The 26,541-nt window shown below is 46.6% G+C and carries 23 protein-coding genes and 1 tRNA gene; 9 read left to right on the top strand and 15 right to left on the bottom strand.

Annotated elements, in window-relative coordinates; translation table 11 throughout:
• Positions 1-9 precede the first annotated feature (9 nt).
• Positions 10-1,101, bottom strand: coding sequence for a 2-dehydropantoate 2-reductase (locus tag LSG34_RS02630; protein WP_233007249.1), 1,092 nt, complete (start codon positions 1,099-1,101; stop codon positions 10-12).
• Positions 1,085-2,434, bottom strand: a complete 1,350-nt coding sequence (locus LSG34_RS02635; RefSeq protein ID WP_233007250.1) for a class II 3-deoxy-7-phosphoheptulonate synthase — start codon at positions 2,432-2,434, stop codon at positions 1,085-1,087. The genes LSG34_RS02630 and LSG34_RS02635 overlap by 17 nt, the downstream gene beginning before the upstream one ends.
• Positions 2,435-2,668: 234 nt before the next feature.
• Between LSG34_RS02635 and LSG34_RS02640 the strand changes: the two genes are divergently transcribed.
• Genes LSG34_RS02640 through LSG34_RS02650 form a run of 3 tightly spaced genes read left to right on the top strand, consistent with a single transcriptional unit; the run spans position 2,669 to position 6,407 of the window.
• A complete protein-coding gene (locus LSG34_RS02640) occupies positions 2,669-3,583 on the top strand; it encodes an AAA family ATPase (protein WP_233007251.1) in 915 nt (304 codons plus the stop codon).
• Positions 3,580-4,515, top strand: coding sequence for a DUF58 domain-containing protein (locus LSG34_RS02645; protein WP_233007252.1), 936 nt, complete (start codon positions 3,580-3,582; stop codon positions 4,513-4,515). Before LSG34_RS02640 ends, LSG34_RS02645 begins: the two co-directional genes overlap by 4 nt.
• Positions 4,509-6,407 (top strand): transglutaminase family protein, encoded by a 1,899-nt coding sequence (locus LSG34_RS02650; protein WP_233007253.1) that lies wholly within the window; start codon positions 4,509-4,511, stop codon positions 6,405-6,407. The genes LSG34_RS02645 and LSG34_RS02650 overlap by 7 nt, the downstream gene beginning before the upstream one ends.
• Here LSG34_RS02650 and LSG34_RS02655 read toward each other — a convergent pair.
• Positions 6,404-6,637 carry a TIGR02647 family protein gene (locus LSG34_RS02655; RefSeq protein ID WP_233007254.1) on the bottom strand — a complete coding sequence of 78 codons (234 nt, stop codon included), beginning with the start codon at positions 6,635-6,637 and terminating at the stop codon, positions 6,404-6,406. The two genes, LSG34_RS02650 and LSG34_RS02655, sit on opposite strands and share 4 nt — an antisense overlap.
• Positions 6,638-6,825: 188 nt before the next feature.
• Between LSG34_RS02655 and LSG34_RS20830 the strand changes: the two genes are divergently transcribed.
• A complete protein-coding gene (locus LSG34_RS20830; RefSeq protein WP_233007255.1) occupies positions 6,826-7,779 on the top strand; it encodes a GGDEF domain-containing protein in 954 nt (317 codons plus the stop codon).
• An 87-nt stretch (positions 7,780-7,866) separates the two neighbouring features.
• Here LSG34_RS20830 and htpX read toward each other — a convergent pair whose 3' ends face one another.
• The 5 genes from htpX to bioB all read right to left on the bottom strand — a co-directional run bounded on the left by htpX (position 7,867) and on the right by bioB (position 12,514).
• Positions 7,867-8,733, bottom strand: coding sequence for a protease HtpX (gene htpX / locus LSG34_RS02665; protein ID WP_233007256.1), 867 nt, complete (start codon positions 8,731-8,733; stop codon positions 7,867-7,869).
• A gap of 114 nt (positions 8,734-8,847) precedes the next feature.
• The gene (gene bioD / locus LSG34_RS02670; protein WP_233007257.1) at positions 8,848-9,513 is read right to left on the bottom strand and encodes a dethiobiotin synthase; all 666 of its coding nucleotides are present in this window, start codon (positions 9,511-9,513) and stop codon (positions 8,848-8,850) included.
• 15 nt (positions 9,514-9,528) lie between these two features.
• Positions 9,529-10,311, bottom strand: coding sequence for a methyltransferase domain-containing protein (locus LSG34_RS02675; protein ID WP_233007258.1), 783 nt, complete (start codon positions 10,309-10,311; stop codon positions 9,529-9,531).
• Positions 10,308-11,459, bottom strand: coding sequence for an aminotransferase class I/II-fold pyridoxal phosphate-dependent enzyme (locus LSG34_RS02680; protein WP_233007259.1), 1,152 nt, complete (start codon positions 11,457-11,459; stop codon positions 10,308-10,310). Before LSG34_RS02680 ends, LSG34_RS02675 begins: the two co-directional genes overlap by 4 nt.
• An 8-nt stretch (positions 11,460-11,467) precedes the next feature.
• The gene (bioB, locus tag LSG34_RS02685; RefSeq protein WP_233007260.1) at positions 11,468-12,514 is read right to left on the bottom strand and encodes a biotin synthase BioB; all 1,047 of its coding nucleotides are present in this window, start codon (positions 12,512-12,514) and stop codon (positions 11,468-11,470) included.
• Positions 12,515-12,633: 119 nt separating this feature from the next.
• Here bioB and bioA point away from each other — a divergent pair, with 119 nt between their 5' ends.
• Positions 12,634-13,941, top strand: coding sequence for an adenosylmethionine--8-amino-7-oxononanoate transaminase (gene bioA, locus LSG34_RS02690; RefSeq protein ID WP_233007261.1), 1,308 nt, complete (start codon positions 12,634-12,636; stop codon positions 13,939-13,941).
• A gap of 5 nt (positions 13,942-13,946) precedes the next feature.
• On the opposite strand, the gene LSG34_RS02695 is transcribed toward bioA, so the two are convergent.
• Positions 13,947-14,321: a hypothetical protein gene (locus LSG34_RS02695; protein ID WP_233007262.1), complete on the bottom strand. Its 375-nt coding sequence runs from the start codon at positions 14,319-14,321 to the stop codon at positions 13,947-13,949.
• 101 nt (positions 14,322-14,422) lie between these two features.
• On the opposite strand from LSG34_RS02695, the gene asnS reads away from it, so the two are divergent.
• Both asnS and LSG34_RS02705 read left to right on the top strand, forming a co-directional pair.
• Entirely contained in the window at positions 14,423-15,823 is a 1,401-nt protein-coding gene (gene asnS / locus LSG34_RS02700) for an asparagine--tRNA ligase (RefSeq protein WP_233007263.1), read from the top strand.
• Between the two features lie 217 nt (positions 15,824-16,040).
• Positions 16,041-16,400, top strand: a complete 360-nt coding sequence (locus tag LSG34_RS02705; RefSeq protein WP_233007264.1) for a hypothetical protein — start codon at positions 16,041-16,043, stop codon at positions 16,398-16,400.
• A 49-nt stretch (positions 16,401-16,449) separates the two neighbouring features.
• On the opposite strand, the gene LSG34_RS02710 is transcribed toward LSG34_RS02705, so the two are convergent.
• Entirely contained in the window at positions 16,450-17,061 is a 612-nt protein-coding gene (locus LSG34_RS02710) for a TetR/AcrR family transcriptional regulator (protein WP_233007265.1), read from the bottom strand.
• Between the two features lie 163 nt (positions 17,062-17,224).
• On the opposite strand from LSG34_RS02710, the gene LSG34_RS02715 reads away from it, so the two are divergent.
• Positions 17,225-18,265 carry an MBL fold metallo-hydrolase gene (locus LSG34_RS02715; RefSeq protein ID WP_233007266.1) on the top strand — a complete coding sequence of 347 codons (1,041 nt, stop codon included), beginning with the start codon at positions 17,225-17,227 and terminating at the stop codon, positions 18,263-18,265.
• Positions 18,266-18,419: 154 nt separating this feature from the next.
• On the opposite strand, the gene LSG34_RS02720 is transcribed toward LSG34_RS02715, so the two are convergent.
• The 4 genes from LSG34_RS02720 to LSG34_RS02735 all read right to left on the bottom strand — a co-directional run bounded on the left by LSG34_RS02720 (position 18,420) and on the right by LSG34_RS02735 (position 24,214).
• The gene (locus tag LSG34_RS02720) at positions 18,420-18,980 is read right to left on the bottom strand and encodes an NAD(P)H nitroreductase (protein ID WP_233007267.1); all 561 of its coding nucleotides are present in this window, start codon (positions 18,978-18,980) and stop codon (positions 18,420-18,422) included.
• A gap of 122 nt (positions 18,981-19,102) precedes the next feature.
• Entirely contained in the window at positions 19,103-20,506 is a 1,404-nt protein-coding gene (locus LSG34_RS02725) for a glycogen synthase (RefSeq protein ID WP_233007268.1), read from the bottom strand.
• 55 nt (positions 20,507-20,561) lie between these two features.
• Complete coding sequence (glgC, locus tag LSG34_RS02730) at positions 20,562-21,794, bottom strand: glucose-1-phosphate adenylyltransferase (protein WP_233007269.1); 1,233 nt, start codon at positions 21,792-21,794, stop codon at positions 20,562-20,564.
• 401 nt (positions 21,795-22,195) lie between these two features.
• Complete coding sequence (locus LSG34_RS02735; RefSeq protein WP_233007270.1) at positions 22,196-24,214, bottom strand: oxidoreductase; 2,019 nt, start codon at positions 24,212-24,214, stop codon at positions 22,196-22,198.
• A gap of 160 nt (positions 24,215-24,374) precedes the next feature.
• Between LSG34_RS02735 and sppA the strand changes: the two genes are divergently transcribed.
• The gene (gene sppA / locus LSG34_RS02740; protein ID WP_233007271.1) at positions 24,375-26,258 is read left to right on the top strand and encodes a signal peptide peptidase SppA; all 1,884 of its coding nucleotides are present in this window, start codon (positions 24,375-24,377) and stop codon (positions 26,256-26,258) included.
• Between the two features lie 121 nt (positions 26,259-26,379).
• Here sppA and LSG34_RS02745 read toward each other — a convergent pair.
• Positions 26,380-26,470: transfer RNA gene (locus LSG34_RS02745), tRNA-Ser, on the bottom strand.
• Positions 26,471-26,541: the final 71 nt, after the last annotated feature.

Consider the following 26,541-nt stretch of genomic DNA (forward strand, 5'->3'; position numbering starts at 1 on the left):
TTTGACGGACTAAGACCTTTGACTACCACCGGCCTCTTGCAGCAGTTGTGTGATATGCAAGGGGCAAAGCCGGATAGGTTCGCCCTGCTCTTTGCGTTTCACCAGTTGCACCAGTAGTCTGTTGACGGGTGCATCCAGCTTTAACTGCTCTGCCAAAGTGACGACAGCACCATTTAAAAACGCGATTTCAGTCGCTTTACCTGCCTGAATGTCATCCCACATCGACGAACGCGCATCAGGTGATATCGCCAGCATTTTTCTTGCCAGCTGTTTGAACAACCAGTTGGGTGTTTGCAGCAAAAGTGGAATATAGCTGTTGGGGATAGAGGTATAAGAATAGGTCTTTATATTCAGACGCCTACATAAACCCAACAGCTCCTTCATCGCAGCTGCGAGCAATAATCGATAAGGACGCTGCAGCAACTGCTGCTGCAACGGCAAGTCAGAGAGTGCATTAATGGCATTATTGAGATTCAGCAGCAATTTACCAAATTCAGCTGCTTTGACATTCTCCAGTTGTTTTGACGTGATGCCCTGATGGTGCAGCTGTTCCAGCACAGCCCCAATTCGTGGATCGTCACTCTTTTGCCATATCATGTCTGCACCCGTGGTGCGAACATAAAAACCCGGGCTTATTTTCACCACATTAAAAGGCACTATGGCTCTGAGCACAGTCTGAAGTAAAAACTGTTGATATAAAGGTGCTACAGCGACACCATTTTGCATGGCCACGACCAGACAGTCAGCAGACAGATAATGAGCCAGTTGGGGAAGTAAGGTTTCCAGATCTAAAGCTTTTACCGTCACCAGCACCAGCTGTGCGGTGCGAAGAGCTTCAAATTCTGTATAAACGGCAGGTGATGTTAGCCGATGACAGGCCCCGTCTAAATCCTGTGCCGTTAAGCCATAAGCTGCGGCCTCAAGCGCCATTCGTTCGCGCCCGATAAAGATCAGGTCAAATTCAGAGGATTGAGCAAGCATAGTGCCTAGGTAACAACCTATAGCGCCGGCTCCTACTATGGCAATACGCAAAGATGCTGAACTTTTGCCTGAATAATCAGACAAGAGTTCAGCAACTGGTTTTTTATTTGCGGACCGCACGAAGGGTATCTGCGATCAGAAATGCCAGTTCCAGCACCTGATCTGAATTTAATCGAGGATCACACTGAGTGGTGTAACGCTTGCTTAAATCGTTTTCAGACAAACCATAAGCGCCACCTGTACATTCAGTGACGTTATCGCCTGTCATTTCCAGGTGGATACCACCGGCATGAGTGCCTTCAGCCTGATGCACCGCAAAGAAATAACGGATTTCACGCAAAATGGCTTCAAAATCACGGGTTTTGTAGTCGTTGCTGGCTTTGACGGTATTGCCATGCATAGGATCTGAACTCCAGACCACTTTGCGGCCTTCGCGCTCGACCCGACGCACTAAAGCAGGTAACTTCTCCGCTAATTTATCAGCGCCCATCCGGGTGATTAAGGTCAAACGGCCAGGAATGTTGTCTGGATTTAACGCGTCGATAAGGCGCAATAAATCTACTTCATCCATACCTGGGCCCACTTTCACACCCACAGGGTTTTTGATGCCACGGAAAAACTCAAGATGAGCATGATCCAACTGACGGGTGCGCTCGCCTATCCAGACCATGTGGGCTGAACAATCGTACCATTCGCCTGTTAACGAATCACGGCGGGTTAAGGCCTCTTCGTAGTTCAGCAACAGCGCTTCATGCGAGGTATATAAAGATGTTTCGCGAATAGACGGCGAGTTTTCTGCCGTAATACCGCAAATTTCCATAAACCGCAGTGCTTCCTGAATACGCTGGGCCACATCCTGGTAGCGGCCTTTCAATGGATTGGCGTCAACAAAACCCAGATTCCAGCGGCTGACCTGATGCAGGTCTGCTAATCCACCTTGTGCAAAAGCACGTAACAAATTTAAGGTGGCTGCAGAATGATGGTAAGCCGTCATCAAACGATTTGGGTCTGGCTTACGGGCCTCTGCTGTGAATTCAAAGCTGTTGACTATATCACCACGGTAGCTTGGGTGAGATACACCAGCTATGGTTTCTAAATCGCTGGAGCGAGGCTTGGCATATTGGCCAGCCATACGTGCTACTTTGACTACAGGACAACCGCCGGCAAAGGTGAGTACCACAGCCATTTGCAGTAATACTTTAAAAGTGTCACGAATTTTTGGTGCATTAAAGTCACTAAAGCTCTCCGCACAATCTCCGCCTTGCAGTAAAAATGCTTTGCCTTCAGCCACTTGTCCAAGCTGACTAAAGAGATCACGAGTCTCTTGCGCAAACACCAAAGGCGGATATTTGTGCAATTGCTGCTCAACAGTGCTGAGTAAAGCCTGATCATCGTAATGAGGTTGTTGTTGGATTGGAAAAGCTCGCCAACTTTGAGGCGTCCAGGTCGTCACTTTAAGTAGTCCTATAGTTTTGAATTGATAGTTAAGGTCACTAGGTTATTTATCCGCAGACAAAGTAAATTTATTGGCGGCTAAATTCAATGCTTAAATGAGTATATTGCGCTGAAATCTGCAAATAGTGCGAAATTTATCGGCAAAAACACCCAGATGTCTAAACATCTGAAAATATCAAGCCTTTTTTAGCAAGCTTTCCAGGCTGAAAACGGCATTTCCAGCGGAGCTTTTATGGCGGAAATTCAGGCTTTACAGCAGTTAGAACAAAAGCTGAATCAGGTGATTTTAGGCAAACCTCAAGCAGTGCGACTGGCCTTGTGTTGTTTGTTGTCTGAAGGCCATTTACTGATTGAGGATTTGCCGGGTTTAGGCAAAACCACCCTCGCCCATGCATTGGCGCTCAGCCTTGGTGTTCATTACAAAAGAGTGCAATTTACTAACGATATGTTGCCTGCGGATTTGCTGGGGCAGTCGGTGTTTTTAAGAGATACCCAGGAGTTCCAATTCAGAAATGGCCCGATTTTCAGTCAAATTTTATTAGCCGATGAAATCAACAGAGCCAGTCCCCGTACTCAAAGTGCCTTATTAGAAGCTATGGAAGAAAAACAGGTGTCTATCGATGGCTTGTCTTATGCGCTGCCTAAACCCTTTTTTGTTATTGCGACCCAAAATCCATTGTTTCATGCCGGCACCAATGCCTTGCCTGAATCTCAGCTCGACCGTTTCCTGATGCGTCTTGCGCTTGGCTTTCCTGATCTGCAGACCGAAAAACTTATTTTGCAGCAGGATCATGGTCAATCCAGACTGGAAGGACTAGCTCCTTGTTTAGATGAGCTGCAGTTGATGACACTGCAGCAGCAGGTCGTGCAGGTCAAAGTCAGTGATGCGCTGCTTGATTATCTGCTGGCATTGGTTACACAAAGCCGTCAGCAGCAGGATTGCCTGCCGCTGTCGCCACGCGCAGCAAAGGCCTTGCTTCGGGCCACTAAAGCTTTTGCTTTGTTATCTGGCCGTCATTTTGCCACAGCCGAGGATGTACAACAGGTGTTTCCCTCTGTAGCTGAACACAGGCTCAATCCAGGCAGCTCCAGAGACAATAAAAGCCTGAGCCTGCAGTTATTACGTCAGGTGCCTTGCCCTTTATGACGCTGACGACGACAGTGCGGCAAAAGCTTATCAACAGCTTCAGGCAGCGATTTTACCGTTGGCTGGATAAACGCCAACCTGCTGCAAAAGAAGTGCAACTCAGGCAACATCTGCTTTTTGTTTTTCCTACGGCCTATGGTGGCTGGTTTGTACTTCTTATCGCTTTATTGTATTTATTTGGCACTAACTATCAGAATAACCTGATATTGCTCTGTGCTTACCTGCTGTTGTCGTTGTTTTGTTTTTGTATTCTCGCCGCTTTTTTTAATCTGTATCAGCTGAAGATCAGTGCAGGCGCCGAACCCTTTGGTTATGCCGGATCCTCAGTACAACTGACAGTGCAGCTACATCAGCATCAGTATAAAAAAATGCTCTACATATCAGGTGAAGATTTCACCCCGCTATTTTTTGAGACCTTGCCAAACGAACTACTGCTCGAGCTTTATCCACAACGACGGGGGTTTTATCAGCTTCAGCGTTTTACACTGCGCTCCTATTACCCTTTTGGACTGATCCACTGCTGGACCCATATTCAGTTACAACAGCCCTATTGGGTTTACCCTGAACCTGCAGCACTAAAGCAGACTGTATCGACAAAGCCTTCACAGCACCCCGATCATCCTGACCAGCTGGCTCCTTATCAGGCAGGCTCTCCTGCATCAGCTATCGACTGGAAACGACTGGCGAAAAATCCATGGCAACCGGTGATCCGGCAGTATTCCCCTACCGGGGCAGTTCATCAACCCAGGCACCTGGTTGTCGATGCAACAGGGCTGGCTTTGGAGCAGCAATTATCCGAATTTTGTGCCCTGCTGCTGCAGTTTGAACAACAAGGCCAAAGTTATAGTCTGAATGCTGCCGGTATTGAAATTGCTGCAAGCCATGGCCAGACGCATTTGCACCGCTGTTTACAGGCGTTGGCGTTATGCTGAATCCAATCTTTGTGCACATCGCCTTATTACTGCAACTGCTGTTACTGGCGCTGTTACAGGATGGCTTAAGCTGGTGGTCCAGTCTGGTGCTGCTTTGTATCCTGCTGTTCAAATACGCCACTGTGCGGGCAGAAAAAACAGTGCGGATGATGACAGTGAACATGCTTGCTGTGCTCTTGTGCCTGTTGCTGCTCTCTCAGTTATGGCAACAGGATATGCAGGACTCCATGCTGCAATTGCTGTTTTTCTCTGCAGCGCTGCGGCTATTTTCTATCACCTCGGATCTGCGTCATGCAAAAAAACTGGTGTGGGTACAGTATTTTCTGATCAGCACCGGTTTTATGCTCAATCAAAGTCTTTGGTTTGCTGGTGCTGTGTTTCTGCTATTTTTTTGCAATTTATATCTGCATTACCTGTTGTTTGCGCCGGTACAACGCCGTCAGTTTCAATGGTCTGAATTTCGCCTGCTGTTATGGGTGATGCCTTTATGTATTGCACTTTTTGTGCTTTTTCCACGGCTACCGCCTTTGTGGCAAACCGATCGTCAACATCAGGCGCAAACAGGTTTAGCAGATGAGTTATCTTTAGGGGGCCTGGAGCGACTGGTACAAAACGACAGTCTGGCATTCAGAGTCGAATTTGAAAAAGAGAAACCTCCTCAGCAGGAGTTGTACTGGCGAGCCAAAGTATTTGAGCACTTTAATGGACAGGACTGGTTACCCGCTTTGTTGCCTGCGTCACAACCTCTGTCACCACAACAAGCAGGTTATCAGTATAAGCTAGTGGTTGAACCTCACTTTCAGCGCAGCTTATTTAGTTTAGGTCAGGTGAATCAGTTTCAAGGTCAGGTCAGACCCATAGCAGCGGGTTTGATTGAAAGCTATCAGCAAATCAACCGGCGTTTTTCTTATGGCCTGAGATCAGACGGCGAAGCCGTAGCGCAGCAAAACAATGAAGAAGCCATTCGTAATCTGATACTGCGTCACAGCAACCCACAAGCAAGCGCACTAGCAGTGCAACTAAAACAACAGCATCCGACAGCATCTGCTTATGCAAAGGCGTTGTACCAGTATTTTCAGAATAATCAGTTCAGTTATAGCCTGCGCCCGCCTGTGCTGAATAAACAGGCTCAGATTGACCAGTTTTTGTTTGAACACAGAATCGGCTTTTGTGGTCACTATGCCTCTGCTGCCTCCTACCTGTTTCGTGCTGCTGGTATTCCGGCAAGAGTAGTGGGCGGCTATCAGGGCGGCAGCTGGCAAGGTGCAGGAGACTATTTACAGGTGCTGCAAAAGGATGCCCATGCCTGGGTGGAATATCTGGACCAAGGCCGCTGGAGGCGTTTTGATGCAACAGCCATAGTAGCTCCACTTCGCTTAACTCAGGGCTTATCTGATGCATTGTCTTTGTCAGAGCGACAATTTTTAGATCAATTTTTCCAACAAGGCATGTTGGGAGACTGGCTGCAGCAACTGGAATGGCTGGATTATTATTGGTCTGTCTGGGTGTTGAGCTTTGATCAAACGGAACAACGTTTTATCTGGCGGCACTTAAAATCTTTGCCCTGGGTATGGATTGGGGCCGCATTGCTCGCATTTTTACTTCTGGCGCTTGTTGTTTATCTGCTGTTGCAGCACAAAGCCGAAAATCAAAATCAGGCGCTGCGACTTTTGATGCTCAAGCGACTTAAACCCTATGGCGAAAAAGTCGGTCACCAAACGATGGAGGCCTATTTGCAGAACTTAATGTTGTCTCACCCGCATCAAAGTAAGGCGCTGCATCAACTGCTGCTGGCTTATCAAAGCTTTGAATTTGCAGAGCAGCACGAGCAGTTGCAACAGTGTCGCAAACTGCTCCGTCAGTTATCTAAAAACAAGCTTGGGTCTGCTTAAGAACTCAGTATACGTAATGCGCTTTGTAAGTGTTCAGCACAATTACGCCCCAGATCGGTCAGATAACCGCCATCCGCCTGAGTAAGCAAGCCCTTTCTATATAAACGCTCAATCGCTTCTTTTGCACCAGGGTCTGCTGATTTATGCGCTTTAATCCCCTCCAGCGACGTATCCAGATTAAATAAAGTCAAAATACGAATTTCATCATTCAGTTGTGAATTTACCGGCATCTCGTCTTTTCCTTTGTCATTGTTTTGCTTGAAACTAGACCCTATTTGACAAATTTTCCAGAAAAAGTGTCTGTCAACTCTATATTCCGTGAAGCATCCTTAAAAACCGCTTCTATTTGACATGAACTGCTGTATTTTTAAGCGGATATTTCCTATAGTCAGGCAAATTATGGAGAGCTTTGCAGATCGTGGCTAAAGGACATTCACAAACCAATACAGCGTATGGCTGGACGGACTTATTTCAGTCCTTGTCCGACCCTGTTGCTTTGCTGCAAATTCATGCCACACAGACTGCTCCGCATTTACTGCGAAGTAATACTGCTTTTCAGCTTTTGTTTGGATTAAACCAAACAAAACGCTCACAGCTGCACAAAGAGGTGCTGAACCACTTGCCCGCTGATTTTCTCAGCCTGTTGAACCAGCTAAATCCACACTCCGCTGCCCCCATTTGGTGTTTGTTGGCAAGCGATGGCAGTTGCAGGCATTTTAAATTGCAATGTGCTCTGAGCGACTCAAACCCTGACACCTGGTTACTGCTGATGCAGGATATCAGTGAGCAGGAAAACGCCTTAATGCTGCTTAAAAAACAAAATGAAGAGCTGCAGCAACGCCTGACCGATATTGAACAGCTGAAAAACCGCATCCGGGAGCAATCCATCCGCGACCCGCTGACCAATTTATATAACCGCCGCTTTTTGAATGAATTTATGGAACGTGAACTGGCTTTAGCCAGACGGAATCAAAAACCTTTGGCTGTGGTGATGCTGGATCTCGATCACTTCAAACAGCTCAATGATCAGTTTGGTCATCAGACCGGCGACAAAGTGATTGAAATGGTGGCCAAACATCTGCTTCGGCAAAGCAGACGAACTGATATTTTATTCCGCTATGGTGGTGAAGAGTTTCTGGTGATTCTGCCGAACACCAGTGCAACACAAGCCAGGCATCTGGCAGAAAACTGGCGGGTGCATGTAGAGCAAGCTCAGGTGTTTGCGAAACATCAGGCGGTCAACATTACCTTATCTGCTGGTGTTGCGGTGTACCCTGAACATGGCACTACAGCCTTTAACTTAATCCAGGCCGCAGATGAAGCCTTGTATCAGGCTAAGGCCGCAGGCCGTAATCAGGTGGTTATGTGTTAACTCCTGTTGCATCGAGCTTTCACTAAAACAAAAAGGAACCATATATAACTTCGGTTCCTTTTTTTTGTTTACCTTTAGTGATTTTGCTTAAAAACCACCACGCAAAGCCGCAATACGTTTTTCCAGCGGAGGGTGACTTAAAAACAGCTCTGACGTGGCAGGCTTGCTGGCAATACCAAAAGCCATCATTGAACCTTCCAACTGGCTTTCATGGTTATTGCGCAGACGCTCCAGCGCCGCAATCATTTTATTGGCACCGACTAATTTCGCAGCTCCGGCATCGGCACTGAATTCACGCTTACGGGAGAACCACATCACTATGATGCTGGCCAGCACACCAAAGGCCATTTCCAGTACAAACACAGTCATCATATAGGCGAAACCATTACCACCACCGCCTTCGTCATTACGGTTACCGCTGATAGCGCCAGCAATTAAACGGGCAAAGAAAATAACGAAGGTGTTCACCACGCCCTGGATTAGAGTCAGAGTCACCATATCGCCATTGGCCACGTGAGACACTTCATGCGCCAATACGGCTTCAACTTCTTCTTCACGCATATTGCGCATTAAGCCAGTGCTGACCGCCACCAATGCATTATTGCGGCTGGCACCTGTGGCAAAGGCGTTCATTTCAGGAGAGTCGTAAATAGCCACTTCAGGCATACCAATACCGGCCTGCTGAGCCTGACGGCGCACTGTATCAAACAACCATTGTTCTGTAGCGTTACGTGGCTGGGTGATCACCACTGCGCCTGTCGAGCGTTTGGCCATCCATTTCGACATAAACAATGAAATGAACGAACCACCAAAACCAAATACTGCTGCAAACACCAACAAGCCGCCTATGCTACGGCTATCAATGCCCAGCACTCTAAAGACGATGCTAAGTACAATACTTAACACCAACATCACCGCCAGGTTTGTGGCTAAGAACAGTATAATTCGCTTCATAGATACCTCGTTTATTAAGCTACTGCTTGTACTATATGGCTTAGAAGCCGTTTTTCAATGAAAGTGCGACAAGCAATTGTAAATAAAGATGAATGGCGCTGTCGGTGCGATCTGTCACATCTGTTTGACTAAGGCTGCGGCAAGAGAGGTATTGATCTGTGGTTCGGACTGGTAAGGTAAAATGCCAAGGCATGGCGCTGTCAGCTTTTGTTGTAAATAGCTGATATTTTCCTGCTGATACGACATATCAGGGTCTATACAATTAGCCACCCAGCCCAGCAGCTTCAGGCCAGAGCGTTCAATTTCGTTTATCGTCAGTAAGGCGTGGTTTAAGCAGCCGAGTTTCATTCCTACTACGAGTAAGACAGGCAGTTGCTGCTCTGTTACCCAATCCGCCATAGTGCAGTTCTCATCCAGCGGCAATAACCAGCCCCCTGCGCCTTCTACTAAAGCTATATCAGCATCCACATTTTGGAGCTTTTGTAACTCTTTGCTCAGAATGCTGGAGTCAATAACAAGCTCTGCTTTTGCAGCCGCCAAATGCGGCGCCACTGCGTCTTCCAGGCCGTAGGGATTGACCAGCTCATAACTCAGTGGCTCTGTCGCATGCTGCTGCAATTGCAAGGCGTCGGTATTAAAACCCGCAGCATTGACGCCTGCAGCCACAGGTTTTTGCGCCACTGTGCGATAACCCAAAGCTTTTAAACCTTGCAGTAACGCCACTGCCACATAGGTTTTGCCAGCATCTGTGTCTGTGCCTGTAATAAAAATCGTCTGCATCTGTTTATTCTTCTGTTATGACTCAGAGTTTTGCTTGGTCAGGGTCAGGTACAACACCTGATAACTGGCACTGATTTGACCATCGATGCAACGGGATGGATAAGCCTGCTGCACTTTTTGCCAACTTTGTTTGCCGGTTAATGCTTTATTGCGGCCTTGGGTCACCGTATTTGCACCTAAATCTTTCAGTTCCCGCGCCAACGCCAGCACATCCGGATACTCCAATTGCACCAGTTCAGTCTGTAACTGCAAACCTAATTGCGGATGCTGAAACTCTAGCTGCTGATAAAAATCCAAAGGCAAAAACTGATTGATATGCTGATGATGATCTACCACAGACCAGGCCTGTTTAAATTCCTGCAAGGTGCCATCCAGCAAAGTACTGATAACGGCTGAACCACCTGGCTTTAACACACGGTTGATTTCCTGCAGCACCAATTCAGGCTGTTCGCACCACTGCAGCATCAGGCTGGAAAATACCCGGTCTACGCTTTCACTCGCTACAGGCAAAGACTGAGCATCGGCCTGAAACACCAAACTGGCTTGTTGTGCTGCCCTGGTTTTTTGCAGCATGTCAAAACTTAAATCCAGTGCTATTAAATCAGCGCAGTGCTGTTTTAGCTTTGAATGAAACCAACCTGGGCCAGAACCTAAATCCAGTAACAATCCAGCCGTTGGTGTTAATAAAGTGAAGGCTTTAGCAGCAACCAGACGTTGCAACCGTGCCGCCTGTTCGTAACTTTCACGGGCACGGCCAAAGTGGCGGGCAATGTCGTCCGTCAATGCCAAAGCATTCATATCAATTGCTCCAGCTTTTGTACTAAAAAGTGAATATCGTCACTCTGATGTAACGCAGATAAGGTAATGCGTAACCTGGCGCTACCCTGCGGCACTGTCGGTGGCCGTATTGCGCTGAGCCAAATGCCTTGTTTCTTCAGCGAGGCGCTTATCAACATGGCTTTGTCTGAATCGCCAATAATCAGCGGCTGTATCGCTGTGCTCGATGGCAATAAAGTCAAACCAGCACCAGCCGCCAGAGTTTTAAACAATTGAATATTGTCATTCAGTTTGTCTCTGCGCCACTCTTGGCTGCGGCTTAATTCAACGGAGGTTTTCATTGCCCAGCACAAAGCAGGCGATAACGCAGTGCTGTAAATATAATGCCTGGCAAACTGGCGTAAATAATCAATCACTGTGGCAGAACCTGCCAAAAAAGCGCCCTGACCTGCTAAAGCTTTACCAAAGTTCGCCATCAGGCACAGCATGTCGCTGGACTCAAGCCCCTGCGCATCCCAGCTGCCTTTTCCTTCGTTGCCAAGCACTCCCAGTCCATGGGCATCGTCCAGCAGCATATCCGCTTTATTTGTTTTACAAAGCGCAGATACAGCGCTTAGATCCGGACTATCACCATCCATACTAAATACGCCTTCAGTTACCACTAATGCAGATGGGTAACGTTTTAATAGCATCTCAAGCGCGGCAAGATCCTGATGCGGAAATCTTTTGTAAGGGGCATCACTATTGAGTGCAGCATCAATCAAAGAGGCGTGGCAGAGTTTATCCAACAGCAAATGATCGGTTTTATCGGCTAAATGCTGCAGCATCACCTGATTGGCGGCAAAACCTGAGGAAAACAGCAATACATCGTCCACGCCCAGCCAGTCACAAAGTGCATCAGACAAAGCGCGGTGCGCATAATGAAACCCGGTCACCAAAGGTGAACCTGAGCTGCCGACGCCAAAACGTTCGGCGCCCTCTGCCAGAGCTTTTATAAGCTGTGGCTCAGTGGCCAGACCCAGATAGTCATTACCGGAGAAATTAAGATAAGCGCCTTGCTTATTTTGCAGCAAACGGCCCTGATACGAATCAATAGCCGGATGCTGCCGATACAAGCCAGCTGCTTTGCGATCGGCGATCTGCTGCGCAAAGCGCTGTAACCTGTCCATCACTGCACTTACACCGCGCTATGGAACAATGAAGGTGTATTTTGCTCTTTAATAGCATCGGCCAAAGCCGCTTCATGGGCTTCGTCTGACACATCGTGACGCTGCTCTGGATTGATACCGAGCTTAGCAAATAACAACATATCGGCATCTGCTTCAGGGTTTTCTGTGGTCAGCAACTTATCGCCGTAAAATATCGAGTTGGCACCTGATAAAAAACACAGCGCCTGCATTTGTTCATTCATGCGGGAACGGCCAGCGGATAAACGCACATGGCTTTGTGGCATAATAATGCGGGCGACTGCTATGGTACGGATAAATTCGAAACCATCTAAGTCTTCGACATTTTCCATCGGCGTGCCCTGCACTTTCACCAGCATATTAATAGGCACACTTTGTGGATGCTCTGGCAAATTCGCCAGCTGCATTAAAAGTGCGGATCTGTCGTTTGCCGACTCGCCCATGCCCACTATGCCACCACAACAAACTTTCATACCGGCATCACGTACGTGTTGCAAAGTGTCTAATCTGTCCTGATATGTACGGGTAGTGATAATTTCACCGTAAAACTCAGGCGAGGTATCCAGGTTATGGTTGTAGTAATCTAAACCAGCCTGTTTTAACTCCTGCGCCTGGCCTGCATCGAGTTTACCCAGCGTCATACAGGTTTCTAAGCCCATTTCTTTGACGCCTTTGACCATTTCCATCAGAAACGGCATATCCCGCTGTTTTGGATTGCTCCAGGCCGCACCCATGCAAAAACGGCTGGCGCCTTTGTCTTTAGCGGCTTTAGCCTGAGTTAATACTTTTTCCACTTCCAGCAAACGTTCACGCTCAAGACCAGTATTGTAATGACCACTTTGCGGGCAATATTTACAGTCTTCAGCACAAGCGCCGGTTTTAATCGACAACAAGGTACTGATCTGCACTTCATTGGGTTTAAAAAACTGACGGTGCACCGTCTGGGCCTGAAAGACTAAGTCATTAAAAGGTAAGGCAAACAAGGCATTTACTTCAGCCAGAGTCCAGTTGTGACGAAGTGGTAAAACTGCAGACATAAAATTCCCCGAAGACAAGCCACAGACAAATTGTGGTCTTTTAAATTTTCCGTTAGTCTATCGGCCCTTAGCGCCATGTCAACGCCAACCAGTTCGCAAAGTTTACTACAGGTTATTTTATGAGCATAAATCTTGAGTTTGATCGCCAGCATATCTGGCATCCATACACCTCGTTAAGTAAACCTTTGCCTGTGTATCCTGTGGTCAGCGCCCATGGCTGCGAGCTAACGCTTGAAGATGGCAGAACTCTGGTTGATGGTACTTCGTCCTGGTGGGCTGCTATTCATGGTTACAATCATCCGCAGTTAAACCAGGCTCTGGTGGTGCAAAGTCAGAAAATGAGCCATGTGATGTTTGGCGGTATCACCCATCAACCTGCTGTAGATTTGGCGAAGTTATTACTGGAGATGGTGCCAAAGGGTTTAACCAAAGTCTTTTTTGCCGACAGTGGTTCAATCTCTGTTGAAGTAGCGATAAAAATGGCGCTGCAGTACTGGTTAGGTTTAAATCGTCCGGAAAAAAGCCGGTTACTGACCATTCACAAAGGCTATCACGGTGATACCTTTGCTGCCATGTCGGTCTGCGATCCTGTGGATGGTATGCATTCGATGTTTAAAGATCAGATCATCCCGCAGCTATTCGCCCCTGCACCACAAAGCCAGTTTGACGGCGAATTTTTAGCAGAAGATGAGCTGGCTTTGACGGCTTTATTTGAGCAGCATCATCAGCAATTGGCGGCCTTTATTCTGGAACCCATATTACAAGGCGCCGGAGGTATGCGGTTTTATCATCCGGATTATCTAAAACTGGCGCGTAAACTTTGTGATCAGTATCAGGTACTGTTGATTGCCGATGAAATAGCTACAGGTTTTGGTCGTACCGGAAAACTCTTTGCCTGCCAGCATGCAGGTATCAGCCCTGATATTATCTGTCTGGGTAAAGCCTTAACCGGCGGTTATCTAACACTGGCGGCCACCCTGTGCAACGATAAAGTAGCGGACGGCATAGCCCAAGGTGCTGTGCCGGTTTTAATGCACGGCCCTACTTATATGGCGAATCCGCTGGCTTGTGCTGTAGCGCTAAAAAGCTTGCAATTGGTGCAGCAGAACCAGTGGCAAGCTCAGGTCAAAGCCATAGAACAGCAACTAAAACAACAGTTGGAGCCCTGCCGTTTATCGCCTTATGTAGCTGATGTGCGGGTTTTGGGTGCTATAGGTGTAGTAGAGATGAAACAGAATATCGATGTCGCAGCCATGCAAAAAGCTTTTGTCGAATTAGGCGTTTGGATCCGGCCTTTTGGCAAACTGCTGTATTTAATGCCACCTTATATCATCAGCCCTCTCCAACTTTCTAAATTGACCTCTGCGCTTATTCTGCTCTGTAATCAGTCACAACAGGATGGTGTCGAAGCTTTACCCGGTGCCTGAAGCATTTAATCAATAGTTGAAAATACAAATAGCACCACGGCGCTTAAAAACAGCAGAAAAAACAAGTTTAAGCGCCAGCCATCGTCACGGCGTCTGTTGCGAAACTGATGCAACACTAAAGTGGCGGCAGTAAACACCAGACACCAGCGCACTAACACTTCCAGTTTTACCACCAAAGCTTTATCCCATTTCTGTTCAATGGGAATGCCCCAGTACTGCACTAAACCACTGTTAAACTCAGGTTTGGCCAAATGCGCCAGTGCCAGACCCATGATCAGTAAAAACCAGGCGCCCAAATTCAGCATAGCCAACAGCAACATCAGCCAATCTGCGCCTTTACGACGCTCTTTTGGCTTAAGATCGGGCTCTGAAGCGCTCATTTTAGAATTCCTCACAATTTTTACTTGTGTTCAGTCTTTGCCTCAGTATGATGTCTGCTTTTGGGTTTTTACAGTTTCTTAAGTAAGTTGGAGCAGGTTGCATGACGCATGCAGTAATCAAAGATGTGCTGTCTGGCCAGTATCAGGTTGGCGATACAGTCACAGTAAAAGGGTGGATCCGCACTAAGCGTGATTCCAAAGCCGGGATTTCATTTTTAGCCGTGCACGACGGCAGCTGCTTTGATGCAGTTCAGGCCGTTGCTCCGGCTGATTTGAATAATTACGAAAACGAAATTAAACGTCTGACGACGGCGTGCTCTGTCATTGTGACTGGCACTATTGCCAAGTCAGAAGGTCAGGGTCAGGCTTTTGAAATCCAGGCATCCTCTGTTGAAGTGGTTGGCTGGGTTGAAAACCCGGACACCTACCCTATGGCACCAAAACGCCACAGCATGGAATACCTGCGTGAACAAGCGCATTTACGTGCCCGTACTAACATGGTTGGCGCTATCACCCGAGTGCGTCACTGTTTAGCTCAGGCCATTCACCGTTTCTTCCACGAACGTGGTTTTTACTGGATCAGCACACCTATCATTACAGGTGCAGACGCTGAAGGCGCTGGTGAGATGTTCCGTGTCAGTACACTGGATATGGAAAACCTGCCACGCGACGACAAAGGTGCTATTGATTACAAACAGGACTTTTTCGGCAAAGAAACTTTCCTGACGGTATCAGGCCAGCTGAACGTTGAAACTTATGCCTGTGCTTTGTCTAAGGTCTATACCTTTGGCCCAACGTTCCGTGCTGAAAACTCAAACACTACCCGTCACTTAGCTGAGTTCTGGATGATTGAACCAGAAGTAGCTTACGCTGAATTAAAAGACGTGGCGCAGCTGGCTGAAGACATGCTGAAGTTTGTATTTAAAGCTGTTTTAGAAGAACGTGCTGATGATATGGCGTTTTTTGCTGAGCGTGTGGACGAAAATGCGGTAAGCCGTCTGCAAAACATGATCGATTCAAGTTTTGTTCGTATGGATTACACAGACGCGGTTGAGATCCTGAAAAACTGCGGTAAGAAGTTTGATTACCCTGTGGAATGGGGTGTGGATTTACAGTCTGAACACGAACGTTACTTAGCTGAAGTGCACGTAGGTGCTCCTGTGATACTGCAAAACTATCCAAAAGACATCAAAGCGTTTTACATGCGTATGAATGAAGACGGCAAAACTGTGGCTGCTATGGATATTCTGGCGCCTGGTATTGGTGAAATCATCGGTGGTAGCCAGCGTGAAGAGCGTTTAGAGCAGCTGGATGCCCGTATGGATCAGATGGGTCTGAATAAAGAAGACTACAGCTGGTACCGTGACCTGCGCCGTTACGGCACAGTACCTCATGCCGGTTTTGGTTTAGGTTTTGAGCGTCTGGTGTCTTATGTGACAGGTGTGGGCAACGTGCGTGATGTGATCGCCTTCCCTCGTACGCCGGGTAACGCAGACTTCTAAATCATTCTGCTTACATAGCTGCTAAGGGCCTCCATTGAGGCCCTTTTTTATTGCCATTTTTTACTAGTCATGTTCATTGCTACAACAATGCTGTTCCTGAATTGATATTTTTGTTCCTTTTTTAATTAAATTTTAATTGACACAAAAATAAACACTTGGTTAACTAATTTAGCCATTATGGCAACTAAAAGTGATAGTCAACGTAAAGGGAATAAAAATGAAAAAGTTATTAGTGCCTTTAGTAGTTGGAATGATGGCGCTGCCTGCAACTGCTGCGCAAATGGAATGTTTTATTGATACACCAGCTTATGACGAGTGGCAAACAGGCTCTTGTTATTTAATGGAATACACCATGGACTACAATCCGAACAGTGCAGTATGGCGTGTGACAGGAATGAACAAGCCTGTTTCATCTATCCTCTGGTCTGAAGCCACAGCAGGATGTACAACAACCCAGGAATTCTGTATTCAGCCTATCACGCCTTACCAGACACATCTGGGTAAAGCGACCATACTCTATACGGACGGTACCTGGGAAATGGTGCAGGCTCCTGCCTATTTTGAAACAGGTTTCTAAACTCAGGTCTGAGCAGGCAGCAAAGGTAGTCATCCCCCTTTGCTGCTTTTCACTTTGTACTATAGAAACTGATAAACATCCGGATAGAACTTAATAAAACAGCTTCATCTACTTTGGTTCCGCTGGTCATGTTAAATACTCTTGGCCAAAATACAAAAGCTTTAAACATACCCCAGAATTGGGTCACAGCAATCTGAATATCGGGAACGAGCAAAACGCCATGCTGCTGTGCCTGGGCCAGCCAAAGTTCAAGCCCCCCTTCCTGATTTGCCATCCGCTGCATCGCAGCCTGAGCTTTTTCAGAACTGCGGATATACTCCGCCATCACCACCCGGGCCAGCTCTATAAAATCTTCTTGTTCATACACAGCCAGACATTGACGGCATATAGTCAATAATTGCTGCTCCGCTGACTTTGATGGATCAAAAGCCACTGTAGCGGCCGATTTACTGGTGCGCCACAACTCGGTCGTCGCCAGTTCAAACAACTGCTCTTTGCTGACAAAGTGATTGTACACAGTACGCTTGGAGGCTCCAGCTAACTCCGCAATCCTGTCCATACTGGCACCGGCAAAACCAAACATACGAAATTCCTGAATGGCTGCCCGCAGCACATCCTGCTTTTTTTGCTCGGAACGAGTCAGCTTTGCTTCTGTTTTCACACTAGAGGTCCCTGAAAAAATTTTACACATTATTACACTCAGCAGTTTACTTTTAAAGTCAAATAAGTAAACTACACAGTGTAGTTTACTTTTAAAGGGCCAACTGATGAGCTTTCGTCGCCACAGTGTTGCTGTTGTTTTGTTACTTATAACCGGAGCCGTTATGACATCCTATTTATCTGCGACCAATGAAAACCAAAGATACATCAATAGTTCCGGCGCAAATGACGCTGGTTTTGCCAAGTTACCGCAAATTTTATGGCAGTACCTGACCACTACCAATAAAGAACGCAGCCCGGCTTTTACCCTGCCAGTGGCCAAGATGCAATTGCCTGCAGTGGCTACAGCAGACCCGATACTTTATAAAATCAGCCATTCTACTGTGTTGATGCAATTGAATGGACACTACTGGTTAACCGATCCGGTATTCTCTGAACGTGCTTCGCCAGTGCAATGGGCTGGCCCGAAACGCTTCCATCAGCTGCCCTTGCAGCTATCTGAAGTCCCTGCTTTGGCTGGTGTTATTTTGTCGCATGACCATTACGATCATCTGGATAAGCACAGTGTGCTTGCCCTGAATGAAAGAACAGAACGTTTTATAGTGCCACTGGGCGTGGATCAGCACCTAATTCGCTGGGGGATCCCCAAACAGAAAATAATCGCGCTGGATTGGTGGCAAGACACCAGCTTGCATGGCGCCACCTTAACAGCCACTCCTGCTCAGCATTTTTCCGGCCGTGGCCTGAGCGATAAAAACAAAACCTTGTGGGCATCATGGGCCATAAAAACCGACCAGCTGAAGCTGTTTTTCAGCGGCGACAGCGGCTATTTCTCGGGGTTTAAAACTATAGGGGAACGGCTGGGGCCATTTGATGTCACGCTGATTGAAACCGGAGCTTATAACGAATTATGGGCAGATATCCATATGCTGCCTGAGCAGTCCTTGCGTGCGCATCTGGATGTGCGAGGTAAACACATGATACCTATTCACAACAGCAGTTTTGATTTGGCCATGCATAACTGGCATGAGCCATTGGAACGATTAGAAGCCGCGGCCAAAGCCTATCAGGTGCCTTTGCTTACGCCAATCTTTGGTCAGGCAATACCACTGCATAAACCCGATGCTACAGCAACGCAAAAGCGTTGGTGGAAAAGTATGATGGCCGAAACGACTCATATTGAAGAAGTACTGCGTCTGGAGTAAAACAAAAAAGCAACACTAAGGGTTCGTCTCAGTGTTGCTTTTATCATGATGCCATCACACTCTGATCGGCTTTTTACCTGAAACAAGCGAGCAAACTGCAGCGATAAATAAGCTTCGCTGATCCATCCCCTGCTCTCAATCCTTTGAAATTAGTTTATTGATAGTCGCTGAAAAACTCTTCGACCGCCAAAGGCACCTTCGCTGGCAATTCCTGAGCACAAGTACCTAAATACAGGAAACCGACTATTTCATCGTCTTCGCCAAGCTCAAATGCCTGTTTTACAAATTCATACTGCGTGTAAGCACCAGTGCGCCAAATACCGCCAAAACCTAAGGCAAAAGCAGCTTGTTGCATCGCCATCACAGCACAAGCTGCCGACTGAGTCTGCTCAGATAAAGGCACTTTCGGATGATTGACACATTTAGCAATACAGACAATCACCATTGGAGCACGCAATGGTAACTGGCGGGCGCGCTCAATCAATTCACTGGCAACAGACGGATCTTCTTCCAGCGCAGCTTCAGCAAAAACATCCCCTAACTTCTCCAGGGATTTACGGCCATTTACCACCACAAAACGCCAGGGTCTTAAATGACCGTGATCAGGCACCTGTAATGCAGCTTGTTTGATAATAGCCAGAGCTTCGCCACTCGGGGCAGGTTCAGTTAAACGTGCAGAGGAATAACGGGTCGTCAGTAATGTAACAGCATCCATAAATAAACCCTTTGATTTAGCTCGCTTAAGGCTACCAAACTTTATTTTGTCCATACAACAGCTTTCGCACCCATAGCCTCTGTTTGTTCAAGCTATGGGCAAAATATCACTAATGTGATCCGTTAAGGCTGAAGTTGTTGATACAAAACCTGATATTGCACAGCTGACTCTGCCCAACCAAAACGTTGTTGCATACCCCGTTGTTGTACTTCTTTATATCGAAGAGGTTGCTGATACAAAACCATGGCTCTATCTAAAGCTTCCAGCAATGCCTGTACTGTAGGCTCAGCGAAACCTATACCTGTGGCTTCACTGTCTGCCAGGTCGCGCACCGTATCTTTTAAGCCGCCAGTTAAACGAACCAAAGGTACAGTGCCATAACGTAGACTGTAAATCTGATTTAAGCCACAAGGTTCAAATAAAGATGGCATCAGAAAAAAGTCACCCGCAGCTTCCAGTTGATGTGATAAAGCTTCATCAAAACCTTCAACAAACACAAAGCGGCCCGGAAATTTGTCGTTTAACGAGCGTAATAGTGCAACATAGGATTGATCGCCTGTGCCCATCATCAGCACTTGTGCCTCTGCTTTTGCAAGCCACTGCTCTAAAGCAGGCAATAAATAGGCAAAACCTTTTTGTTCGGTGATCCGGCTGACTAATACAAAAAGAGGCGTTTCGTTTTGCTCAAGATCATACCTTTGCCGCATCTCTGCTTTGCATGCCAGTTTGCCTTTGAGTTTACTGCGACTGTATTTCGTTGTCAGATAGATATCAGTGGCTGGATCCCATTGCTCGTAGTCACAGCCATTTAAAATACCGGAAAAATCCTCACCACGAGCCTGATACAACGCAGCTAAACCATTGGCAGCAGGTTCAGACAATAATTCAGCGGCGTAGCCTTTGCTGACGGTATTGACCTTATCGGCATAAGCTAAGCCTAAAGCCAACATACTGGAACCCGCCATAGAACTTGAAGGATAGACTTCTGTTTGTGCTCTGTCTGCAGCAGATAAAGCTTGCTGATAAGCACCGTTGTGAATGGTAAACAGCATTTTAGTGCCGGGCAAAGCCTGCTGATAAAATTGTTTTAAATAATAGGCTGCTATACCAGTTTGCCAGTCATGGCCATGGATCAGATCGGGTACCCAGCCTGTATCCACACAAAACTGCAACGCAGCCTTGCAGAAAAAGGCAAAACGCAAAGCGTTATCCGGATATGCGTGATGTCCATCATCATAAGGGCGTGGCCGGCCAAAATAATCATGATGCTCAATCAGTGACAGCGGTACTTCCGAATTTAATACACTACGCACAGCACAAGCCTGAGCCTGGCCACCGAGCGCAAAATAGACAGAGTGCCAGTTCTCTGCAACAGGAATTGCGTAAAGACTGCCATAACGAGGCAACAGCACTCTGACTTCATGCCCCAGTTTTTGCATTTGTAACGCTAAACCACGGCTGGCATCAGCCAAACCACCGGTTTTAATAACACCTTCAAATTCACTACATAAAAACAACACACGCATTGCTTATTTCCCACTAAAGGCCGCATTCCGATCTGCGGCCTTTACAACCGTAGTATCAGTCAAATCCCACCATCGCCCCTTTGGGGATCACCACAACACCGTCAGCCGACACATGGAAACGCTGACGATCCAGCACCGGATCTTCACCGATAATGGTGTTCGGTGCTATTTTCACATCTTTATCGATGATAGCACGGCGAATACGGCAACCCCGACCAATATCGTTATTGCCCATCAACACACTTTTTTCAATATAAGCATGGCTGTGTACTACGGTGTTATAACCCAAAATAGACTGATAGACGATAGCTCCACTGACAATACAACCTGAAGCCACCATGGAACTTATCGCCTGACCTGTTCTGTTGGCTTCATCGTGCACAAACTTAGCAGGTGGCATGGGTGGCGTATAACTGCGTAGTGGCCAGTATTTATTGTATAAATCCAAAGGTGGCTGCACAGAAATTAAATCCATATTGGCTTCATAATAAGAATCTAAAGTCCCTACATCACGCCAGTAACCTTTGGAGTCTTCCTGCTCACCACGGATCACATTGGTCGAGAAGTCATACACATAAACACTGCCTTGTGGATACATTTTCGGAATAATGTTATGACCAAAATCGTGCTTAGAATCTATTTGTGCTGCATCTTCATTCAGCACTTCCACTAAAGTCTTAGCGTCAAAAATATAATTGCCCATAGACGCCAGTACATAGTCGGGCCGGCCCGGAATAGTTTTTGGATTCGATTTAGGTTTTTCTTCAAACCCGACCATTTTGCCAGTGCTGTCGACTTCAATCACACCAAACTCATGGGCTTGCGACACATGCACTGGAATAGCTGCAACTGTTAAGAGTGCATGGTTCTGACGATGGAAGTTCAGCATTTGCCGCACATCCATTTTATAAATATGATCACCACCGAATACGCAGACTTCTTCAGGGTCCAGACCGTGGATCAGATGGATATTCTGATACACCGCATCTGCAGTGCCCAGATACCAGTGTTTACCTGTTTGCATTTGAGCAGGAATAGGGTCAATAAATCTGTTGGTTAAGCCGGTCACGCGCCAGGCACGGCTTAAATGTTTCATCAGTGAATGCGATTTAAACTGAGTGATCACAAAAATCTGTAATAAATCCGAATTCACAAAATTATTCAGTACAAAATCGATAATCCTGTAATTGCCACCAAAGGGCACAGCCGGTTTGGCTCTGACTCCAGTCAAAGGTGCCAGTCTGGTCCCTTCGCCCCCCGCTAAAATCATGGTAAGTACACCAGACATAAAAGTCTCCCTGTTGATAAAACCGACGATTTGAATATTATTTTTTTACTCTGTTGTTGTGAAAGCAAAGCTGATACCACAAGCAACAGAAGTTTTAAGAATTCTCATTGCACCAATCGAATCAATGCTTCTGTGAGCATTTAATTTAGGAACAACATATGACCTTCGTATGACAATATTCCATTTTGGTGCAGAGCCAAAGCGTCGCACCAGCATGGTTCAACACATTTATGCATACGAATGCAGTCACGACCTGAGTAATAACGGGAATTGGGTAGGCTTAGCAAGTGAAATTTAGAAAAATATATTTCATTGGGTAGATCAGAATGGGGAAGCCGCGAGGATTTAATCAGCTTCAACCTGAATCAACTCAGGTTGAAGCTATATATTGCCAACAAAAACTATAGACGGGCCGCTAATTCAGCCCCCTGACGAATGGCACGTTTAGCATCCAGTTCAGCAGCCACATCAGCGCCACCAATGAGGTGCACCTGCTGACCTGCATCCAATAGCTGCTGGTGCAGACTGCGCTCCGGTTCCTGTCCGGCACAGACAATAACATTATCGACCGCCAGACAACGTTCCTTGCCGTCGATGCTGATCCACAATCCTGCATCATCTACTTTGTTGTAGCTGACACCAGAGAGCATTTCTACACCCTTTTTCTTTAATGAACTTCGGTGGATCCAGCCGGTGGTTTTACCAAGGCCAGCCCCTACTTTGCTGGTTTTACGCTGCAACAAAAATACTTTACGCTCTGAAGGTTCAATTGGCGCATCAGCAAGCAAAGCACCACGGCTTTGATAGTCTTTATCAATGCCCCAGTCTTTTAACCAGGCTTCAGGTTGCAGTGTTAATGAATGTGGCTCTGTTAAATATTCAGACACATCAAAACCAATACCACCAGCCCCTATTACAGCCACATTCTGACCTACAGCTTTGTGATGCTTCAGTACATCCAGATAACTTAAGACTTTAGGGTGATCAAAACCTGGTATATCCAGTTGACGGGCTTTAATACCGCTGGATAACACCACGTGATCATAACCACCAGCGGCCAGGCTTTCTGCCGTTTGCTCAGAATTCAGCTGCACATTGACCTTGTTTACTTTTAGCATTTCGCCGAAATAACGCAGCGTCTGATGAAACTCTTCTTTACCTGGTATTTGTTTGGCGTAATTAAACTGGCCGCCAATTTCACTGCCACGATCAAATAAAGTGACATCATGGCCGCGGGAGGCTGCATAAACACTAAAAGCTAAACCTGCAGGACCAGCCCCTACTACAGCGATTTTTTTCTTAGCCGCTGCGGTTTCAAAATTCAGCTCTGTCTCATAACAGGCTCGAGGGTTGACCAAACAGCTAGCGCGTTTTTTCTGGAATACATGATCCAAACAGGCCTGATTGCAAGCGATACAGGTATTGATCAAATGCGCCTGATTTGCCGCTGCTTTATTGACGAACTCCGCATCCGCTAAAAATGGCCGCGCCATACAGACCATATCGGCCTGACCTGACTCAAGAATAGTTTCCGCAACCTGCGGATCGTTAATTCTGTTGGTCGCAATCACAGGAATGCTGGCGTGTTTGCGCACCTGTTCTGTCACCCAACTAAAAGCAGCCCGGGGCACCATAGTGCCTATGGTCGGAATTCGGGCTTCATGCCAGCCAATGCCAGTATTGAGCATAGTGGCGCCAGCTGCAGCAGCTGACGCTGCCAGAGCGATGACTTCATCAAAGCTATTGCCGTCTTCGACTAAATCCAACATGGATAAACGATAAATAATAATAAAATCTTTGCCACAGGCTTCACGCACTGCTTTTAAAATTTCCAACACAAATCGACAACGGTTTTCAAAACTACCGCCCCATTGGTCGGTACGCTGGTTGGTTCTGGCGCAAAGGAACTGGTTCAGTAAATAACCCTCTGACCCCATAATTTCAACGCCATCATAACCTGCTTTTTTCGCCAGTTTGGCCGAATGAGCAAAGTCAGCAATGGTGCTTCGAATTTGGCTGTCAGATAAGGCTTTAGGTTTAAAAGGCGTAATAGGTGATTGCACAGCGCTTGGCGCCACACTAAATGGGTGATAACCATAACGACCCGCATGCAGCAGTTGAATACAAATTTTGCCGCCGTGCTGATGCACAGCTTGTGTCACCTTTTTATGCTTTCCAGCTTGCCACCACCAGGTCAGCTGGCTACCAAAAGGCACCAGATTGCCTCGAAAGTTTGGACTAATGCCACCTGTGATAATTAAACCGACGCCGCCTTTAGCCCGTTCGGCATAAAAAGCGGCCAATTTATCAAAGCCTTGTTTCTCTTCTTCCAGGCCAGTATGCATAGAACCCATAATGACGCGGTTTTTTAATTGAGTGAAGCCCAAATCCAGTGGGGCTAATAAATGCGGATATGCCACTACATTCTCTCTGGTCGTACCTGTTGAATAGCAAGAATGTAGCCGTTTTACTGCTTTATCGCAAGATATATACATTTACTTACAAATTCGGCCCTGAGCTTTCCCTCTAAATTCGTTAGCATAGACCTCTACTATTTTGCCGAAACTATAGGTACATCATATGTCTGAGAAAAAACCCGGGATCTTAAGACGCTTTTTTGGTGGCATTTGGCGCGCTATCAGTCTGGTTCGTCACATCACGTTTAATCTGATTTTTGCTATTTTATTTATCTTTATTCTGGTCTCTATTTTCAGCGGCGACGATAAAGTGGAAGTCCCTGAAAGCGCGGCTTTAGTGCTGAACTTATCCGGCGACTTGGTGGAAGAGAAACGTTATGTCGATCCTCTGGATCAAGTGCTGAATGAAAGCATGGGATCAGAGGAAGAAGAACCTGAAATTTTGGTCACCGACCTGCTGAAGACTATTCAGGTGGCGAAAACCGACGAACGAATTAAAGCCATAGTTCTGGATTTATCTTCTTTTGGCTCAGGCTCAATGGATAAGTTGACTATGGTGGGCAGCGCGTTGCAAGACTTTAAGGCTGCAGGCAAAAAAGTCCTGGCGACTGGCGACTACTACAGTCAGAACCAGTATTTCCTGGCCTCTTACGCCGACAGCATTAACTTAAATCCTATGGGCACAGTATTGCTGGAAGGTTTCGGCAGCTACCCTATGTATTACAAATCTGCTTTAGAAAAATTAAAGGTCACCACTCACGTCTTTAAAGTGGGTACTTATAAATCTGCAGTAGAGCCTTTTACCCGCGATACGATGTCTGATGAAGCCAAAGAAGCGAATAAAGCCTGGTTAGAAGAATTATGGGCCAGCTACAAAGCGCAAGTCGCTGAGCGCCGTGGTTTTGCCGTCGACAACTTTGATGAAACCATTACTGGTTTGTATCAAAAGTTGCAGGCTGTTAATGGTGATATGACCCAATATGCTTTGGATGCAAAGTTAGTCGATAGCATCAAAACCCGTGAAGAATTCCGTCAGGACCTGATTGCTTTAGTTGGCGAAAGCGAAAAACACAGCTTTAACCAAATTCAGTTTAAAGATTATCAAGCCCAGGTCTTGCCTCCTGTTCAGTACGATAATCCGTTGACTGAAAAAGTCGCTGTTGTTGTAGCTCGTGGCACCATTATTGATGGTTCAGCTAAAGCCGGCACTATAGGTGGTGATACCACTGCAGCTTTATTACGTCGCGCCCGCTTTGATGAGAAAGTAAAAGCTGTAGTACTGCGTATCGACAGCGGTGGCGGTAGTGCCTTTGCTTCAGAAGTCATAGGTCAGGAAATCAAGCTATTAAAGGCAGCTGGTAAGCCTGTGATAGCCTCTATGGGTGCTGTTGCAGCTTCTGGTGGTTATTGGATTGCAGCACCAGCCAATGAGATCTGGGCCTCTCCTACTACGATCACTGGCTCTATTGGTATCTTCGGCTTATTCCACACGCTGGAAAATGCGATGCCAGTCTTAGGTTTGAACATTGATGGTGTAGGTACTTCTGAACTGGCAGGCTTAAGTTCTGGTTTACCACTGTTTAAAGGCTTAACACCAGAAATGTCAGGTATTTTCCAATTGATGATCAATAAAGGTTATGACGACTTTATTGGCATGGTGTCTGAAAACCGTGGTATGAGCAAAGAAGCGGTAGATAAAGTAGCTCAAGGTCGTGTCTGGACAGGCACTAAAGCGCTGGAGTTTGGTTTAGTCGATAAACTGGGCACCTTTGACGACGCTATTGCTGCAGCAGCTGAAAAAGCTGGCTTACAGCAATACGACATTAAAGTGATGGAGCAGGAATTAACTCCAACCGAACAGCTCCTGCGTGATATGTTTGCCTCAAGTACAGTACAGGCTCTGTTACCTGATGCGAAAGAGTCTGCCTTCAGCCCACTGCTGAAAAACATCGTGACGCAAATAAATCAGGACTTTAAAGTACTGGAGCAGTTTAACGATCCAAAAGGTATTTACTCAGTTTGTATGAGTTGTACTGCGGTGAACTAACAGTTGTGTATTTGAACTAAGCCGCCTTGTGCGGCTTTTTTTATTGCTTAATACATGAAAACACAGAACCAATAAGCAAAAAACCCGTATAAGCTTTCGCTGATACGGGTTTTGGGAATAATGGCGGAGGGGGAGAGATTCGAACTCTCGGAAGGCTATTAACCTTCGCCGGTTTTCAAGACCGGTGCATTAAACCGCTCTGCCACCCCTCCGGCGCCGCGTATGATAATCAGATCGGTTGCGAAAGAAAAGCATTTTTTTAAACTTTGATAAAACAACTTAA

The organism is Rheinheimera faecalis, assembly GCF_021290965.1.
GTDB lineage: Bacteria > Pseudomonadota > Gammaproteobacteria > Enterobacterales > Alteromonadaceae > Pararheinheimera > Pararheinheimera faecalis.